Source organism: Embleya sp. AB8 (assembly GCF_049739465.1).
GTDB lineage: Bacteria > Actinomycetota > Actinomycetes > Streptomycetales > Streptomycetaceae > Embleya.
Genome location: NZ_JBMHHY010000016.1, coordinates 18,884 through 34,428, shown reverse-complemented (window position 1 = coordinate 34,428; position 15,545 = coordinate 18,884). Strand labels below are relative to the sequence as shown.

General features: G+C 72.0%; 13 protein-coding genes. 4 read left to right on the top strand and 9 right to left on the bottom strand.

All coding sequences use genetic code 11. From position 1 onward, the window contains the following. Positions 1-5: 5 nt before the first annotated feature. Both ABIA38_RS24055 and ABIA38_RS24050 read right to left on the bottom strand, forming a co-directional pair. Positions 6-1,379, bottom strand: a complete 1,374-nt coding sequence (locus ABIA38_RS24055) for an ABC transporter substrate-binding protein (protein WP_424640864.1) — start codon at positions 1,377-1,379, stop codon at positions 6-8. A 70-nt stretch (positions 1,380-1,449) separates the two neighbouring features. Then, entirely contained in the window at positions 1,450-2,604 is a 1,155-nt protein-coding gene (locus ABIA38_RS24050; protein ID WP_424640863.1) for an ABC transporter ATP-binding protein, read from the bottom strand. A gap of 400 nt (positions 2,605-3,004) precedes the next feature. On the opposite strand from ABIA38_RS24050, the gene ABIA38_RS24045 reads away from it, so the two are divergent. Beyond that, positions 3,005-5,548 (top strand): hypothetical protein, encoded by a 2,544-nt coding sequence (locus tag ABIA38_RS24045; RefSeq protein WP_424640862.1) that lies wholly within the window; start codon positions 3,005-3,007, stop codon positions 5,546-5,548. Positions 5,549-5,566: 18 nt separating this feature from the next. On the opposite strand, the gene ABIA38_RS24040 is transcribed toward ABIA38_RS24045, so the two are convergent. The 7 genes from ABIA38_RS24040 to ABIA38_RS24010 all read right to left on the bottom strand — a co-directional run bounded on the left by ABIA38_RS24040 (position 5,567) and on the right by ABIA38_RS24010 (position 12,302). Next, positions 5,567-6,046 carry a VOC family protein gene (locus ABIA38_RS24040; protein ID WP_424640861.1) on the bottom strand — a complete coding sequence of 160 codons (480 nt, stop codon included), beginning with the start codon at positions 6,044-6,046 and terminating at the stop codon, positions 5,567-5,569. A gap of 151 nt (positions 6,047-6,197) precedes the next feature. Beyond that, positions 6,198-6,971: a copper homeostasis protein CutC gene (locus ABIA38_RS24035; protein ID WP_424640860.1), complete on the bottom strand. Its 774-nt coding sequence runs from the start codon at positions 6,969-6,971 to the stop codon at positions 6,198-6,200. A 308-nt stretch (positions 6,972-7,279) separates the two neighbouring features. After that, a complete protein-coding gene (locus tag ABIA38_RS24030; RefSeq protein ID WP_424640859.1) occupies positions 7,280-8,320 on the bottom strand; it encodes an asparaginase in 1,041 nt (346 codons plus the stop codon). Then, positions 8,317-9,177, bottom strand: a complete 861-nt coding sequence (locus ABIA38_RS24025; RefSeq protein WP_424640858.1) for an amino acid ABC transporter permease — start codon at positions 9,175-9,177, stop codon at positions 8,317-8,319. The genes ABIA38_RS24030 and ABIA38_RS24025 overlap by 4 nt, the downstream gene beginning before the upstream one ends. After that, positions 9,174-9,818, bottom strand: coding sequence for an amino acid ABC transporter permease (locus ABIA38_RS24020; protein ID WP_424640857.1), 645 nt, complete (start codon positions 9,816-9,818; stop codon positions 9,174-9,176). The genes ABIA38_RS24025 and ABIA38_RS24020 overlap by 4 nt, the downstream gene beginning before the upstream one ends. 619 nt (positions 9,819-10,437) lie before the next feature. Then, the gene (locus tag ABIA38_RS24015; protein WP_424640856.1) at positions 10,438-11,376 is read right to left on the bottom strand and encodes a glutamate ABC transporter substrate-binding protein; all 939 of its coding nucleotides are present in this window, start codon (positions 11,374-11,376) and stop codon (positions 10,438-10,440) included. Between the two features lie 158 nt (positions 11,377-11,534). Further along, on the bottom strand, positions 11,535-12,302 hold the full coding sequence (locus ABIA38_RS24010; protein ID WP_424640855.1) for an amino acid ABC transporter ATP-binding protein: 768 nt from the start codon (positions 12,300-12,302) through the stop codon (positions 11,535-11,537). Positions 12,303-12,449: 147 nt separating this feature from the next. Here ABIA38_RS24010 and ABIA38_RS24005 point away from each other — a divergent pair, with 147 nt between their 5' ends. The 3 genes from ABIA38_RS24005 (at position 12,450) to ABIA38_RS23995 (ending at position 15,470) form a co-directional block, all read left to right on the top strand. Beyond that, positions 12,450-13,604, top strand: a complete 1,155-nt coding sequence (locus ABIA38_RS24005) for an ROK family protein (RefSeq protein ID WP_424640854.1) — start codon at positions 12,450-12,452, stop codon at positions 13,602-13,604. Between the two features lie 156 nt (positions 13,605-13,760). Then, the gene (locus ABIA38_RS24000; protein WP_424640853.1) at positions 13,761-14,423 is read left to right on the top strand and encodes an isochorismatase family protein; all 663 of its coding nucleotides are present in this window, start codon (positions 13,761-13,763) and stop codon (positions 14,421-14,423) included. A gap of 90 nt (positions 14,424-14,513) precedes the next feature. Further along, positions 14,514-15,470, top strand: a complete 957-nt coding sequence (locus ABIA38_RS23995; protein ID WP_424640852.1) for a sporulation protein — start codon at positions 14,514-14,516, stop codon at positions 15,468-15,470. Positions 15,471-15,545 lie beyond the last annotated feature (75 nt).

Genomic DNA, 15,545 nt, shown 5'->3' with positions numbered 1-15,545 from the left:
TCCGACTACTTCGGCAGCAGTGCCTCGGCCCGCCGGCGGGCCTCGCCCAGCGTGGCCGCCGGGTCCTTGCCCTGATAGACGGACGCCTCGACGGCCTGCATCAGCAGGTCGCGGATCTGTACGTAGCTGTTCCCGGGGAAGGACGTCCACGGCCGGAGTCGGTCCAGCTGGGCCAGGTTGGGCGCGAGCAGCGGGTTCTTGTCCGCCCACGGCTTCAGGCCCGCCGGGTCGTCCACGAGGGACGGGCGCAGCGGCAGGTAGCCGATCCTGCTGGAGATCTGCGTGTAGGCGCGGTCGCTGGTCATGAAGGTGATGAACTCCCAGGCGGCGCGCTGCTTCACCGGATCGTCGGCGAGCACCATCAGGGCCGAGCCGGAGTTGGTCGGCACGGTCGGCTTGCCGGCGAAGGCGGGCAGTGCCGCCGCGCGCAGCTCCCACTTGGCGGCGCCGGCCGCCTGTTGGAAGGTGCCCTGGAGCGAGCTGCTCTCCAGGACCATGCCGAGATTGCCCCGACTGAACGCGTCGATGGCCTGGGCCTGGGTCAGATTGGGCGAGGCACCGGAGGCGACCAGGTCGGCGAGCGTACCGACGGCGGAGACCGCCGGGGCCTCGGCGAAGGTGAGTTGCCTGCGGTCGGCGGAGATCACCGAGCCGCCGTTGGAGCCGACGATCGCCTGGAGGCACCAGTCGCCCGACGGCGCGGTGGCGCAGTCCACGTACGCCCCGCCCTTGCCGGTCTTGGCCTTGATCGCCAACCCGGCCTGCTTGACCTCGTCCCACGTGCTCGGCGGCCGGTCCGGGTCCAGGCCGGCGGCGCGGAACGCCTCGGCGTTGTAGAACATCACCGGCGTGGAGAACACGTACGGCATGCCGTAGGTCTTGCCGTTCCAGTCGCCCAGGGTGCGGGCGTTCGGCGCGAACGGGTGGGTGCCGCCGAAGGCGGCCTGTACGGCGGGTTTGCCGACCAGGTCGTCCAAGGCCTTGACCTTGAGCCCGTTGACCGCGAAGTCCAGGTCGCCGAAGGTGACTTGGGCGACATCCGGGGCCTTGCCGACGACCAACTGGCTCTGCAGCGAACCGACCACGTTCTGTGCGCCGCCCTGGGGTGGGCGGGCGGTGACCTTGATGTTGGGGTGTGCGTCCTGGAACTCCTTGACCAGGCCGTTGATCGTGTCGGTCCAGATGCCGGCCTGGGAGAGGTTGTAGGACTCGAAGACGATCTCGGCCTTCTGGTCCGGGCGCAGTTCCGGTGCGGCGGCGGCCGATTTCCCGGTCTTGCCGGAGTCGGCCGAGGTGCTGCCCAGGCCGCCGCACGCGGAGGCGGTCAGCACGATCAGGGCGGCGGCGCAGCCGAGTCGAAGGGTATGGGGGAGGTGCACGAGGGCTCCAGGTGGGGCGGGGATGGCGGGTCGGTCGGTGCGAGGGGGGTAGGCGCGTGGCGGGCGCGGGTCAGCCGCGGCCGACGACCGCGGCGGGGTGGTCGGCCGGGGTGGCGCTGCCCTGCCACACCAGTCGGCGGCCGGAGTCGGCGTCGAACAGGTGTAGTCGCGCGGGGTCGGCGGTCAGCGTGACCGGGTCGCCGGGGGCCAGGCGCAGTGGCCTCGGCCCGCGCAGCGCGACCTGACCGGCCGGGCCGGCGCCGGCCGGGCCGGTGGCGCACAGCGCGACCTCCTCGCTGCCCAGGTTCTCCACCGCCTCGACCACCGCGCGGATCCGCACCGCGTCCCGGGCGGCGTCCTCGCCGACGGGGGTCAGGTGTTCGGGCCGGATGCCCAGGATCACCTCGCGGGCGGGTACCCGGCCGGGCCACAGCGGCGCGACCACGCCGGGGGCCTCGACCCGGAGCAGGCCCTGCTCGGTGCTCGCCAATCGGCCGGGGATCAGGTTCATCGGCGGCGCGCCGAGGAAGGACGCGACGAACACCGACGCGGGTTCGTCGTACACCTCGGTCGGCGTGCCGACCTGTTCGAGTCGGCCGCCGTCGAGCAGCGCGATCCGGGTGGCCATCGTCATCGCCTCGACCTGATCGTGCGTGACGTAGACGAAGGTGGCGGCCAACCGCCGGTGTAGGGCCGCGAGTTCGACCCGGGTCGCGGTGCGCAGTTTGGCGTCCAGGTTGGACAGCGGCTCGTCCATCAGGAACGCCTTGGGTTCGCGGACCAACGCCCGGCCGAGCGCGACGCGTTGGCGTTGGCCGCCGGAGAGTTCCTTGGGCCGGCGGGCAAGCAGGGTGTCCAGTTGCAGCTGGGCGGCGACCTCGGCGACCCGGCCGCGGACCACGTCCTTGGGGATTCGGCGAACGCGCAGCGGGAAGCCGATGTTGCGCTCGACGCTCAGGTGCGGGTAGAGCGCGTAGCTCTGGAAGACCATCGCCAGGTCGCGGCGTCGGGGCGGGGTGTGGGTGATGTCCGCGTCGTCGAGCAGGATGCGGCCCGAGGTGGGCGGCAGCAGACCGGCGAGCATGCGCAGCAGCGTGGTCTTGCCACATCCGCTGGGTCCGAGCAGGGCCAGGAACTCGCCGTCCTCGATGTCGAGCGAGACAGCGTCCACGGCGGTCGTGTCGCCGAACTGCCGGGTCAGCGCGTCGAGCCGGATGCGGCCCACGACTCCTCCTCTGGTACGGAACCCGTACGGGAACGTGGTGCGGGAACGTGGTGCGGGAACCACCGAGGGCGCCGACGAATCGGGACACACGGCGGGGATGCACCCCAGCGTGTCCGGCCCGCGTGAACAGGTCGGGCATACGGAACATCGGCTTCCGATACGGGGCAAGGCAGGGGGCCGGACACCCGCTGAACATACGGCCGCGTATGGAGAAACGGAGTGGGTCATCGATATGACAGTTAGTCATATCGCTAATTCGTCTGCGCAGGTAGGACGGGTGCTCGGGTGGTCGGCGACCCCGTTCGTACACATTCGGCGGACCTCGTTGATACAAACGTGGCTGCCGGCCGACGGCGGTTTGGCACGGCACTGCACGGCACGCCACGAAACGGGGACGGCCATGGACGAGCGCAACGACACAACGGACACGACGGACATGACGGACGCGGCGGACGCGGCGCGGCGGCCGGCCGACCTGCTCGCGCGGCTGATCGGGTGCCGGATCACCGAGGCCGATCAGCGGGAACTGCGCGACCTGGCCCACACGTTGCGGGCCGCCGACGAGGTCTGCGACGTGGTCGACGCGGTCCGGCTCAGGTCCGCGACCACCGACACGGGGCGTCGAATCCACGGATCGGACCTGGATCTGCTCGACGCCGCGCTCGCGGCCGGCATACCGGTTGCCGACCCGCCGGCCGACCTGGCGCTACCCCTGTCCGGCTGGCTCGATCTGCGCACGAGCCGGCGCGACCTCGCCGCCCTGGGCGCCGACCCGCGCTTTCGGCCGCTGCTGCGCGACGCGGTCTTCGACGGGCAAGGTGATCTGCTCGCGCTCGGCCGGCCCGGCGGGGTGCTGCGCGATCGGGCGGACGCCGTGGCCGCGGTCCTGGCCGCGAGCGGCCTGGTCGACATCGTGTGCGACGCGGTGGCCGGCTGGGTCGAGGCGATCCGGGCCGGCGGCCTGCCCGCGCTGCACGAGGCCGTCCACCACCTGGACCTGCTCGGCCCGGCCCGGCTGATCCGAGCCCGGCCGGACCTCGGCCCGGCGATCCGGGAGATCTTCGCGGCCGACCCGGCCGCGCTGCTGGCCCGGACCTGGCAGGCCGGCCTGGTGGACGAACTGCGGCACCGGGCGCTCGACACCTTCACCGGGCTCGGGCATGCCGCCGACGTATACCCGGTGACCATCGCCGACTCCGTCGACCCGACCGAGGCGGACGCGTTCATCGTGACCAACGGCCACCGCAGCGTGGTCTTCGGCGCCCGACGCCGGATCGGCCACGCGCGGCACCCGAAGTTGCCCGCCGCCGGGGATTCCAGCGCCCCCGCGCATCGACACCGGCTCGAACACGACTGGCTCACCGCCTTCCTGCTCGCGCCGGGCGAGCGATGGGGATGGGAACCGGTCACCCTCGTCGCGCCCGCCGGGCGAGTGGCGTCCGAGCTACGGCGGGGCGAATCGGGCTGGTGGGAGCGGGTCGACCCGGCCGGAGCGGTCACCGCACGCTGGTACCAGGGCCCGGCCCGCCCGCTTCGGGCCGGCGGCTACCACAGCGTCGGCCGGCTCCGCCACCGCTGGACGGCCGGCAGCGAACTGGTGCCACCCGCAGGCGCGTTGCGCCATCTCACGGTGCGCGACCGGGCCGGCTCGCGGGTGCTGCGGCGCGCCGACCGCGACCTTGCGGACCGGGTGCTGGGCACGGTCGACCCGGCACTGGCCGACCGGATCACCGAACTCGGCCGGCGAATCCCGGTCGGCGCCGGGTCGCCCGAAACGGCCGACACCTGCCGGGAGATCCGCGCGGCGATCGGTCCGCTGCTCCCCGGGATCACCGCCGACCGGCTGTGGGACGGCGTCGCCGGTACGGTCTGGACGGCCGTCGAATGCCGGGTCCTGATCGCCCGTCACCTGGACCCGACCCCCGCCGCCGACGGCCCGACCGCCGCCAAGGACCCGACGGCCGCCAAGGACCCGACCCGGGTCCACGCGCTGCGCACCGAACCGCTGCCCTATCCGCGGTCCGACCATGGCACCCTGCGGGCCCGGATGTTCACCGAGATGCAGGAGATGTTCGAACGCCTGGGCGCTCTGGCCGCCGTCCCCGCCGGCGCACCACTCCCGCCGAGGGTCGAACCGGCGCACGCCCAGGGGTGGGAGGCGATGATCGGCCGGCTCGGCAACCGCGCGCTGCGCCTCGCGCTCCTGCCGTCCGTGGACGAGCGCGGGGACGAGGTGCGTCGTGATCACCTACGGGCCTGGGGCGTACCGGAGTTCGCCGATCCCGGGGGCCACTGGCGAGTCCTCGAGGTGGCGGCCGTCGACGCGGAATGCCGGCCCGTGTCGGGCAGGGTGTACCGCAGTGCGCACGGCTACCGGATCGAGTTGACGCCGGCGCCCTCCGCCGACCGGACCGTGCCGGTGCTGGAATACGCCGCCGACGGCCGGTTCGACGCGGCGCCGCCGTTCGGGACGATCATCGGTGAGCGGGTGTGCGTCGGGTGGGGTGGCATGGACCGGATCTCCGCGCTGCTCCGGCTGCACGCGGCCCGCGGCCGGGCGCCGTGGCCGGCCGCCGCGGTGGCCGAATTCGCCGCTGCGACCGGGATGTCGGTGGCCTGCGCGGCCGTCCTCACGGCGGGGCTCGAACCGGGAACCGGGTATCGCCTTCGGCAGGGCGGCTACCCCGAGGACCTGCCCGGGCCGGCCGGCCTGAACTCGCGGGACGTGGCCGACGCGGCCGGCGAACTCGCCCCGATCGACCCGGATCGTTGCCTGGCCGTCTCCGAACTGCTGATGCCCGACGACCCGGCCGACCTGTGGGCCGGCCGGCTCGCCGTCGAGCGCGCGGCGACCTGGTGGCTCGCGACCTCGGCCGAGCGGGACAGGGACACCTTCGCCGCGAACCACCCGTCGCCGGCGGACTTCGCCCGGACCCACGGGTAGGCCCGGCCGCCACGCGGATTACTCGCCCGCGTACGCCTTGCGCAGCGCGGCGATGTCGAGCTTGCCCATCGCCATCATCGCGGCGGTGGTGCGCGACGCCTTCACCGGGTCCGGGTCACTGATCAGGTCGATCAGCTCGTCCGGTACGACCTGCCAGGACAGGCCGTACCTGTCCTTGAGCCAGCCGCACGGTCCCTCCTCGCCGCCGTCGGAGAGCTTGCGCCAGTAGTAGTCCACCTCGTCCTGGTCGGCGCAGTGGATCTGGAACGAGATCGCCTCGTCGAAGGTGAACTGCGGGCCGCCGTTGAGGCCGATGAACTTCTGCCCGTTGATCTCGAACTCGACGGCGAGCACCGAGCCGGCCGGGCCGGGGCCGGCCTCGGTGTAGCGGCCGATCCGACCGAGCTTGCCGTCCTCGAAGATGGACAGGTAGTGGTTCGCGGCCTCCTCGGCCTGGCCGTCGAACCACAGACAGGTGGTGAATGGTTTGTCGGTCATCGCGACCTCCGGTACCTCGGTTGCGCGCCGCTGGGGCGTGTCGGGACCTTCCACCAGTACCGACCTGTCCCGAACCGCAAACTCATCGCTGCCCGGCGCCCGGATTCCCGGTTTCGTACCGAGATTTCCGCCCGCCCGGCCCGGTCGCCGGTCAGCGGTCGCGGGCGGCCTCGACCACGTCGCGGATCCCGGCCGCGGAGGTCACCCGTCGGGCGTACTCCGGCTGGCGCAGCGCACCCCCCATGTAGGGGTGCGGGTTGCGGTGCGTCGCGCTGCTCTCCAGGATCTCGCCGGCGGCGAAGTGCACCTCGGTGACCCCGGTGGCGGCCAGGATACGATCGATGTTGCGCGCGGTGATCCCGCCGCCCGGCATGACCACGATCCGGCCCGCCGCCTGCTCGACCAGGCGGGCGATCAGCGGCGCGCCCTCCAGCACGCTGCTGTCCTGCCCGGACGTGAGCACCCGGTCCACGCCCAGCTCGATCAGTTCCTCCAGCGCCGCGTGCGGATCGCGGGTCATGTCGAATGCGCGGTGGAACGTGACCGAGCAATCACCGGCCGCCGCCAGCAACTCCTCGACCACCGGCCGATCCAGCTCCCCCTCCGGCGTCAGCGCCCCGATCACCACACCGTGCGCGCCCGCCGCCCGAATCGCCTCGACATCGCGCCGCATCGCCGCGGCCTCGTACCGGTCGTAGACGAAGTCCCCGCCGCGCGGTCGCACGATCACATGCACCCGAATGCGCTCGACGGCGGCCAGCGTGGTCTCGATCAGGCCGAGGCTGGGCGTGATGCCCCCCTCGAACAGATCCGCGCACAGCTCGACCCGGTGCGCCCCGACCTGCTCGGCGGCCAGCGCGCCGGGCACATCGTCGATGCAGATCTCGTAGCTGACGGCGGGGGTGGCGCCGGGGTTGACGATCATGTCGCGCATCTCCTGGTGAATGGTGGGGGTGGGTCGAAGGATTCGAAGGGTCCGGGACGGCGGCCCGGGGACGGCGCCCGAAGGGCATCCGGCGGGCTCGGCCCGCGCACGGACGCGAGGGTCGGGTGTACCGGCCGCCCGCGCGGCGTGGGCGCACGCGGGCGGCCGGCGTCGAAGGGTGCCGAAGCGGGCGAAATGCCCGCCGCCACACGGGTGGTGGGGTTTCGTCGGACCGGGTACGAGCGGGGCGCGCCCTGGCCCCGCACGGTGACGCCAGAGCCGTGCCTGGACTGGTGCCGCGCCCGGCACTACGTCAGTGGCGAGCTCACCCGGACCTCGCCGACCGGTTCGCCGCCGCCGAGGACCGGGACCGTCGTCCACTCGTGCGCCTCCGCCGTGTCCACGCCCAGCGTGCGCAGTGCGGCCAACGCGAGCGCCGTGGTTGCTCGCGGGCTGCCGTCGATCACCTTGATGGCGACCGCGTGACCCGCGGTGGTCGCCGCGACGAAGACGCCCTCGGCGCCGCCCTTGGCCAGGACACCCGGGAGCAGCCGCATCACCTCGGTGTTGGCCTGGCCGTCGCCGCCCACGTACGCCGGGTGTTCGCGCATCGCGGTGGCCACCGTGCGCTCGGGACCGCTGCCCGCGATGGCGAGGGCCCGGATGCCTCGGGCCAGTCCGGTCAGGGTCATCGCGAACACCGGTGCGCCGCAGCCGTCCACGGCGGTGTGCGCGACCCGCTCGGCGGCCAACTCCTCGATACCCTCGCGGACCAGCAGTTGCAGCGGGTGGTTCGGGTCGAGGTAACCCTCGGTCGGCCACCCGGCCGCCACACACGCCGCCAACATCGCGGCATGCTTGCCCGAACAGTTCATCCGCTCGCGGGTGTCCGGCTCGCCGCGCCCGATCATCGCCCGATACGTGGCCTCGTCCTCCGGCCGGCTCGCCGGACACCGCAGCGCCTCGCCGGTCAGGCCCGCGCCGGCCAGGATCTCCTCGACCGCCTCGACGTGGAAGTCCTGCCCGGTGTGGCTGCCCGCCGCGATCGCCACGTGTGCCCCGCGCAGCGGCGCGCCGGCCCGCAGACACGCCAGCGCCTGGAACGGCTTAGCCGAGGAACGTGGTACCACCGGCTCGCCGGGCACGCCCAGTTCGAGCGCCGGCCGGCCGTCCGGGCCCAGCGCGACCAGGCTGCCGAAGTGCCGGCTCTCCACGAAGCCGGAGCGCACCACCTCGGCGAGTTCGGCGTAGCGCGGACTGGGCTCGGACGGGCTCTGCTCGGCGCGCATGGGGTCCTCCGGTTCCGGGGCGGGCCGAGCCGATCGGCCCACGATCGTGGGGGTGTTCATCGTTTCGACGCCGCGCCGGAGCGCACCAACAGGGTGCGCAGGTTGCGCCGGCCGGCCGGGCGGAAGCCCTGCCGGGCCTCCAGTGTGCGGGCCAGCTTGGACAGCGAGGCGTTCAACACGATGTAGACGAGGGCGATGATGATGTACGTCTGGATCAACAGTCGGTTGTAGGTGGCCAACATCCGCCCGCTGTACAGCAGTTCCGAGTAGCTGACGATGAAGCCGAGTGAGGTGTCCTTGAGCAGTCCGACCGACTGGCTGACCAGCGAGGGCAACAACCGGCGGACCGCCTGCGGCAATACGATCAGCCGCATGGTCTGAGTGTCCGTCAGCCCGACCGCGAGCCCGGCCTCCCGCTGGCCGCGGTCCAGGGACAGGATGCCGGCCCGGAAGATCTCCGCGAACACCGCCGACGCGGACACCGACAGCGGCAGTACCAACTTCCAGAACAGCGGCAGGTCGATGCCGTAGTGCGGCAGCCCGAACAGCACCAGGTAGACCAGGAGCAGCACCGGAACCGTGCGCATCACCTCGATGTAGGCGACGGCCGGCCAGCGCAACACCCGCTTGCGGGACAGCCGGCCGAGCGCGAGGACGATCCCGCCGCACACGGACAGCGCGGTGGCGACCGCGGCGGCCCGGACGGTGGCCCACAGGCCCTCCAGCAGGTATCGCCACATCGGCCAGGTCGTGTACGGCCGCCACTTGTCGGCGTCGAGCTGCCCGTGGTCCGCGAAGCGGCGTACGGCCAGCGCCAGCAACCCGGCCACCAGGACGCCGACCACAACGGTGGCGATCCGCATTCGGCGCCGGGCGATCGGCCCGGGTTCGTCGAACAACACGCGGGATGCGCTCATCGCACGATCGCCACCTTTCGCTCGATCACGCCGGTGACGATCCCGGCCGTGGCGCAGATGACCATGTAACCCAATCCCGCGCCGACGAACACCGGGATCGGCTGGGCCTCCAGGAGGTTGACCCGGTTGGCCGCCGAGGTCAGCTCCACCACGCCGACCGCGGCGGCCAGCGAGGTGTTCATCGTGAGGGCGATGAAGATGTTGCCGATCGGCTGGACCACGCCGCGCAACGCCTGCGGCAGGATCACCAGACGCAACGACTGACTGAACGTCAGGCCCAGTGCCCGGGCCGCCTCGGCCTGACCGATCGAGACGGTGTTGATCCCGGAGCGGACCGCCTCGGCGATGTAGGCCGCCTCGTAGAGCGCGATCACGATCACTGCGGTGGTGAACAGCGGGAAGATCACCCCCACTTCGGGCAGTCCGAAGACGAACAGCACGAGCAGGACCAGCAGCGGGGTGTTCTGGAACGTCTCCACGTACACCGTGCCCACTCCGCGCAGCGCGGCGACGGGGGACACCCGCAGGGCGGCCACCACGACGCCGATCAGCAGCGCGCCGAGGAAGGAGAGCGCGGTGAGTTCGAGCGTGGTGGTGATGCCGTCGGTGAAGGCGGAGAGATGTCGCAGCACGACATCCATCGGCGAGGGCCTTTCGGGAGGGGGCGGGCGGGGCGCGAGGAGAGAGGAGTCGGGAGAGGTGGGGAGGCGCGGGGGTGGTGGTGCCGGTCCCGACGCGCGAGGGAGGTCGGGTCGGGACCGGCGTCGGCGGGACCACGCCGGCCGGGTCGGCACCGGTCGGCACCGGCACCGGCTTCGGCACCGGCCTCGGCCGAGAGCGGCGCCGGCTCGGACCGGCCCCGGCCGGGCGCGGCGCCGGGCGCGATGCGGCGCCGCCGGCCGGGCCGCCGACGGGAGTCCCGCCGACCGAATCGGGGCCGCGGCGCGGTCGGTTCGGTCGGGCGGGCTCGGGAGCGGGCGCCGTTCCGGCCCGGGCCTACCGGGTGCGATGCGGTGCCGCCCGGAAGGCTGCCGGCGGGGGTCCCGTCGGGGTCCCGCCGACCGAACCGGCGTCGGGGCGCGATCGGTTCGGTCGGCGGGCCCGGGAGGGGCCCGGCTCCCGACGGGTCGTCAGGAGCCGGAGCGCCCTCGGTTTCGGCTCGGGCTCGGGAGCCGGGAGTGCCGTCCCGCCCCGGGCTCGGGAGCCGAGGGCGCGGTTCGGCCCTGGCTCGGGAGCCGTGGGTGCCGTTCCGGTCCGGGCTCAGGAGCCGGGGACGCCGCCGATCGCGGGCGGGTTCGGCGCGTTGCCCTCGACGACCGTGCCGAGGGTCTGCTTCCAGACGGCCTGCCACGAGCCGTCCTGGCCGATCTTGCGCAGCCAGTCGTTGACGAAGGTCTTGAACGCGGCGTCGTCGTGCTTGAGGCCGATGCCGTACGGGTCGGCGGTGAACGGCTCGCCGACCACCGTGGTGTCCGGGTTCTGCTTGACGTCCGCGACCAGGAGCGCCTGGTCCTGGACGTACGCGTCGCCGCGGCCCTGGCGCAGCGCGGTCACGCACTCCGGGTCGCTGCCGAAGGTGACCACCTTCGCGTCCGGGGCGACCTGCTTGATCGCGGCGATCGCGGGCGTGTTGGCGCCGGCGATCACGGTCTTCCCGTTCAGGTCGGCCGGCACCTTGATGCCGGACGCGCCCTTCTTGGTCAGGATGGCCTGGCCCGACGAGTAGTACGGGCCGGCGAAGGCGACCTGTTCGGCCCGCTTGGGGGTGATCGTGTAGGTCTGGAAGACCACGTCGACGGTGCCGTTCTGGAGCAGTGCCTCACGGGTCTCGGTGGCCGAACTGACGATCTTCACCTCGGGCTTGCCGATGATGTACTTCGCCAGGAGTCGGCCCATCTCGGCGTCGAACCCGTCCGTCTTGCCGGATATCGGGTTGAGCTGCGACCACAGCGGCGCGTCCTGCGAGCCGCCGACGATCAGGTAGCCGCGCTCCTTGATCTTCGCCATCGTAGACCCGGACAGGATCGCGGTGTCCGGCGCGACGTCGGCCTTCTTGGCGACGTCCTCGCCGGCGGGCTTGGACCCGCCGGGGACGTCCGAGGAGGAGCCGCCGGAGCAGGCGGCCAGCGCGGTCAGGGACAGCGCCGCGAGGACCGCCGGGACGGCGGTGCGCAGGCGACGGAGGGGGAAGCCGGACATCGGGGCCTTCCTTTGCAGCTAGGGGTGCAGGGGACGAGGGCGTACGGGGCCGGGGAACGCGGCGGTGGTCCGGACGCTCGGCGGATCGGCGGTGTGGCCGCCCGGTCGGTCGAGCCGGTGACCGGTGACCGCCGACTCGGTGACTCGGTGGCGGGGCGTCAGTGACTGAGCACCTTGGACAGGAAGTCCCGGGCGCGGTCGGTGGTCGGGGCGGTGAAGAAGGTGTCGGGGGTGCCGACCTCGACGATCTGGCCGTCGGCCATGAAGACCACCCGGTCTGCGGCCCGGCGGGCGAAGCCCATCTCGTGCGTGACCACGACCATGGTCATCCCTTCTCGGGCCAAATCGACCATGACGTCAAGGACCTCGTTGACCATTTCCGGGTCGAGCGCGCTGGTCGGTTCGTCGAACAACATCACCTTGGGCTGCATGGCCAGCGCCCGGGCGATCGCGGCGCGCTGCTGTTGTCCGCCGGACAGCTGCGCCGGGTAGTGGTCGGCCTTGTCGGCGATGCCCACCCGGTCCAGGAGTTCGCGGGCGCGGCGGTCGGCCTCGCTCGCGGACAGGCCCTTGACCCGGGTCGGGCCGAGGGTGACGTTCTGCAGCACGGTCTTGTGCGCGAACAGGTTGAACTGCTGGAAGACCATGCCCACTTCGGTGCGGAGCTTGGCCAAGGCGCGACCCTCGGCGGGCAGTTCCTCGCCGTCCAGGAGGACCACGCCCGAGTCGACGTTCTCCAGGCGGTTCAGGCAGCGGCACAGCGTCGACTTGCCCGCGCCGGAGGGGCCGATCAGTACGACCACCTCCCCGGCGGCGACGGTCAGGTCCACGTCGGTCAGCACGCGGACCGCGCCGAACGACTTGTTGATGGCGCGCGCCTCGACCATGGGCGTCACTACGGCGGAAGAAGGCGACGCGGGCTTCATCGACGCTCCATCTTTGTTCGGAATCGAAGTTTCGAGTGACAGTAGAAGTTAATTTCGAAGGAAGTCAATGCCTTGCTGGTTATTACCTGGTGTGCTATTCCTGTCACTGCCGTACCGCAGCAGGTGGCCTCGAACGGGAGTGGGACGTTGGGTGGAAGCGCGGGTGACCTGGTGCGACTGGTGGCCAGGGGGCACGGTCGATCCCGGGCGGAACTCGCCCGGTTGAGCGGCATGGCGCCGTCGAGCGTCTCCCTGCGGGTGGAGGAGCTGATCGAGGCCGGCCTGCTGCGCGAGGACGGCGAGGGTGCCTCCCGGGGCGGTCGCCGCCCGCGCCAACTACGCCTGCACGAGAACGCCGGCGTCGTGGTCGCGGTCGATGTCGGCACGCATCATGTGCGGATGGCGGTGCTCGACCTGGCCGGCCGGGTGCTCCTGGAACACGAACTCCCGGGCGACATCGCCGAAGGGCCCGAGCGGGTGACCGAACGGCTCCTGGAGAACCTGCGCTTGACGCTGCGTCAGGCCACCGTCGAACACCTGCCGCTGCTCGGGGTCGGGATCGGCATGCCAGGACCGGTCGACCCGGCCGCCGCCAAGGTGGTCGCGCCGTCCCGGATGCCCGGCTGGAACGACTTCCCGATCGGCCGACGGATGAGCGAACTGCTCGGCGTGCGTGTGGTGGTGGAGAACGACGCCAATCTGATGGCGGTCGGCGAACACCGCTACGGCTGGCCGGACCGGGACAACCTGATGGCGGTCAAGGCCGGCACCGGGATCGGCTGCGGGATAATCGTGTCCGGCCGGCTGCACCGGGGCCGCGGCGCCGCCGGCGACATCAGCCACGTACCGGTGCACGTCCCCGAACCGGTCACCTGCTCGTGCGGCCACTCCGACTGCCTGGAGGTACACGCCAGCGGCGCCGCGCTGCGCCGCACGCTGCGCGCCCAGGGCATCGACGTCACCTCGTCGCGCCACCTGGTCGAACTGGTCAACGACGGCGTCCCCGAGGCGACCACGCTGGTCCGCAACGCCGGCCGGCTGGCCGGCCAGGTGCTGGTGCCGCTGGTGAACTTCTTCAACCCGGACGTACTGGTGCTCGGCGGCGGGCTGTCCGCCGCCGAACCGTTCGTGGCCGCCGTACGCGGCGCGATCTACGAGCGCTGCCTGCCGCTGGCCACGCGGGACTTGGAGATCGCCACCGCGGTCACCGGGCGGGACGCGTGTCTGCTCGGCGCGGGCAGCCTGGTCCTGGACGAGGTGCTCGCCAGCGAGTGGGTGGATGACACACTGGCCGCACGCTGACGACGCGGCCGGCGCCGGCCGACCCACAGGGCCGGCGCGGCTCGCGGCGGCGGCAGCGGATCTTCTCAAGCTCTCGATATAGAGCTATTGTGGCGCACGTCATATTCACGCCATATCCGATGTGGCGAGAACGTGCTCTTCGAGGAGGTCCCGGTCATGGGCTACCAGGTGAGTGCCATCGATCCGGCGCGTACCGCGCTGATCGTCGTCGACGTCCAGCACGACTTCATCTCCCCCGGCGCCCCACTGGAGTCGCCCGCCGGCCGCGCCATGTTGCCGACCCTGGCCGCGCTGCTCGACGAGTGTCGCCGGGTGGGCATCCTGGTCGTCTACACCGCGCATGTACACCGCGCGGACGGTTCCGACCGGGGCCGCTACGGCGACCTCTATCCGCCGATCGCCGCCGGTACCGCGCTTGTCGACGGCACGCCGGGCAGCGAGATCCATCCCGATGTGGCGCCCGCCGAGGGCGAGATCGTGGTCAAGAAGCACCGCTACAGCGGATTCCACGGCACCGACCTGGACATGTTGCTGCGCGGCCGGGGCATCACCACCGTCGCGGTCACCGGGGTGACCACCGAGGACTGTGTACACGCCACCGCGCGCGACGCGATGTTCCGCGACTACTGGACCGTGGTGATCGCCGACGCGTGCGCCACGTACGATCATCCCGACCTGGGGTGGGGTGCGATGTCCGCCGACGAGGTACACCGCGCCGCGCTGGTGGTGTTGGCCCAGTCCACGGCCGACGTGGTCACCGCCGAACAGTTCGTCAAGCGGGTGGCGCAGACGGACGGCGCCGACTCGGAGTCGCGCTAAGAATTTTATAAGTTGCGCAAGTCTGCAACTATCGGAGCTCCCCGTGCGTTCCTTCCAGCGAACAGCACATCTCCGAAAGGACGACACCTGATGGTGTTCAACCGAGTTCTCGATGCCATCGGCGTGGGCACCCCCACCGTGGAAACCGTCGTGTCCACACCCCTGGTCCGACCCGGCGACACCCTCGAGGGCCAGATCACCGTGGTCGGCGGAAGCCGGGCGGCCGAGCTCAAGGGTGTCACCCTGTCCCTGGTCGCGCTGACCGCCGGTGCCGCCCGCCCCGGCGGCGGTGACGGATCCGTCGCGTTCGCCGACGCGGTCGGCTCGGGCCCACTTCGGCTCGGCGCGCAGGAACAGCGGGTGATTCCCTTCTCGTTCCGCGTCCCCTACGAGGCTCCGTTCACCACGATCGCGGGGCAACGACTGACCAGCCCGGCGGTGTCCGTGCGGACCACGCTCGACCTGGACGGTCGTAAGCACAAGAGCGTGTCGAACCCGGTCGAGATCGAGCCGCTGCCCGTCCAGCACCGGGTCCTGGACGCCGCGCTGACCCTCGGATTCGCGTTCAAGGACGCCGACCTGACGGCGGGTCGGGTCGGTGCGGGACCCGGCCTGCCGTTCCGCCAGGACGTCGCCTTCTACGCCTCGCCGGCCTACGCGGACACCTGCCGCGAGGTCGCGCTGTCCTTCGAGTCCTCGCCGAACGGCACCTACGTATCGGTGCATGTGGGCTCGCCCGCCGAGGCGTTCGGCCAGGTCGCCGACCGCAACCGGTTGGAGAACACCGACCTGCGCAAGGACCTGGACAGTCTGCTCGACTCCTGGATCCGCAAGGCGGTCGAGGACTACGCGGCCCGCAACCCGCGCGGCGCGCAGCCGAGCCCGTGGGTGAACTCCGGCGGGCAGAACGCACCTTCGCAGGGCGGCGGTCGCGGTGGCGGCTCCGGGATGGGCGGCGTGGTCGGCGGGCTGGCCGCCGGCGCGGCGGGCGGCTTCCTGGGCGGGATGCTGGCGGAAGAGATGTTCGGGGATGACGACGACGACTGATCGGAGACGGGGGAGCGGGCGTAGGTGATCACCCGATCACGTACGCCCGCTCCGCGTTGCCCGGGTGGCTGCCCG

Excerpts from the sequence above, each read along its gene's own strand:
- ABIA38_RS24045 (WP_424640862.1), top strand. The coding sequence starts at position 3,005 with ATGGACGAGCGCAACGACACAACGGACACGACGGACATGACGGACGCG.
- ABIA38_RS24040 (WP_424640861.1), bottom strand. The coding sequence starts at position 6,046 with ATGACCGACAAACCATTCACCACCTGTCTGTGGTTCGACGGCCAGGCC.
- ABIA38_RS24035 (WP_424640860.1), bottom strand. The coding sequence starts at position 6,971 with ATGATCGTCAACCCCGGCGCCACCCCCGCCGTCAGCTACGAGATCTGC.
- ABIA38_RS24030 (WP_424640859.1), bottom strand. The coding sequence starts at position 8,320 with ATGAACACCCCCACGATCGTGGGCCGATCGGCTCGGCCCGCCCCGGAA.
- ABIA38_RS24025 (WP_424640858.1), bottom strand. The coding sequence starts at position 9,177 with ATGAGCGCATCCCGCGTGTTGTTCGACGAACCCGGGCCGATCGCCCGG.
- ABIA38_RS24020 (WP_424640857.1), bottom strand. The coding sequence starts at position 9,818 with ATGGATGTCGTGCTGCGACATCTCTCCGCCTTCACCGACGGCATCACC.
- ABIA38_RS24015 (WP_424640856.1), bottom strand. The coding sequence starts at position 11,376 with ATGTCCGGCTTCCCCCTCCGTCGCCTGCGCACCGCCGTCCCGGCGGTC.
- ABIA38_RS24010 (WP_424640855.1), bottom strand. The coding sequence starts at position 12,302 with ATGAAGCCCGCGTCGCCTTCTTCCGCCGTAGTGACGCCCATGGTCGAG.
- ABIA38_RS24000 (WP_424640853.1), top strand. The coding sequence starts at position 13,761 with ATGGGCTACCAGGTGAGTGCCATCGATCCGGCGCGTACCGCGCTGATC.
- ABIA38_RS23995 (WP_424640852.1), top strand. The coding sequence starts at position 14,514 with ATGGTGTTCAACCGAGTTCTCGATGCCATCGGCGTGGGCACCCCCACC.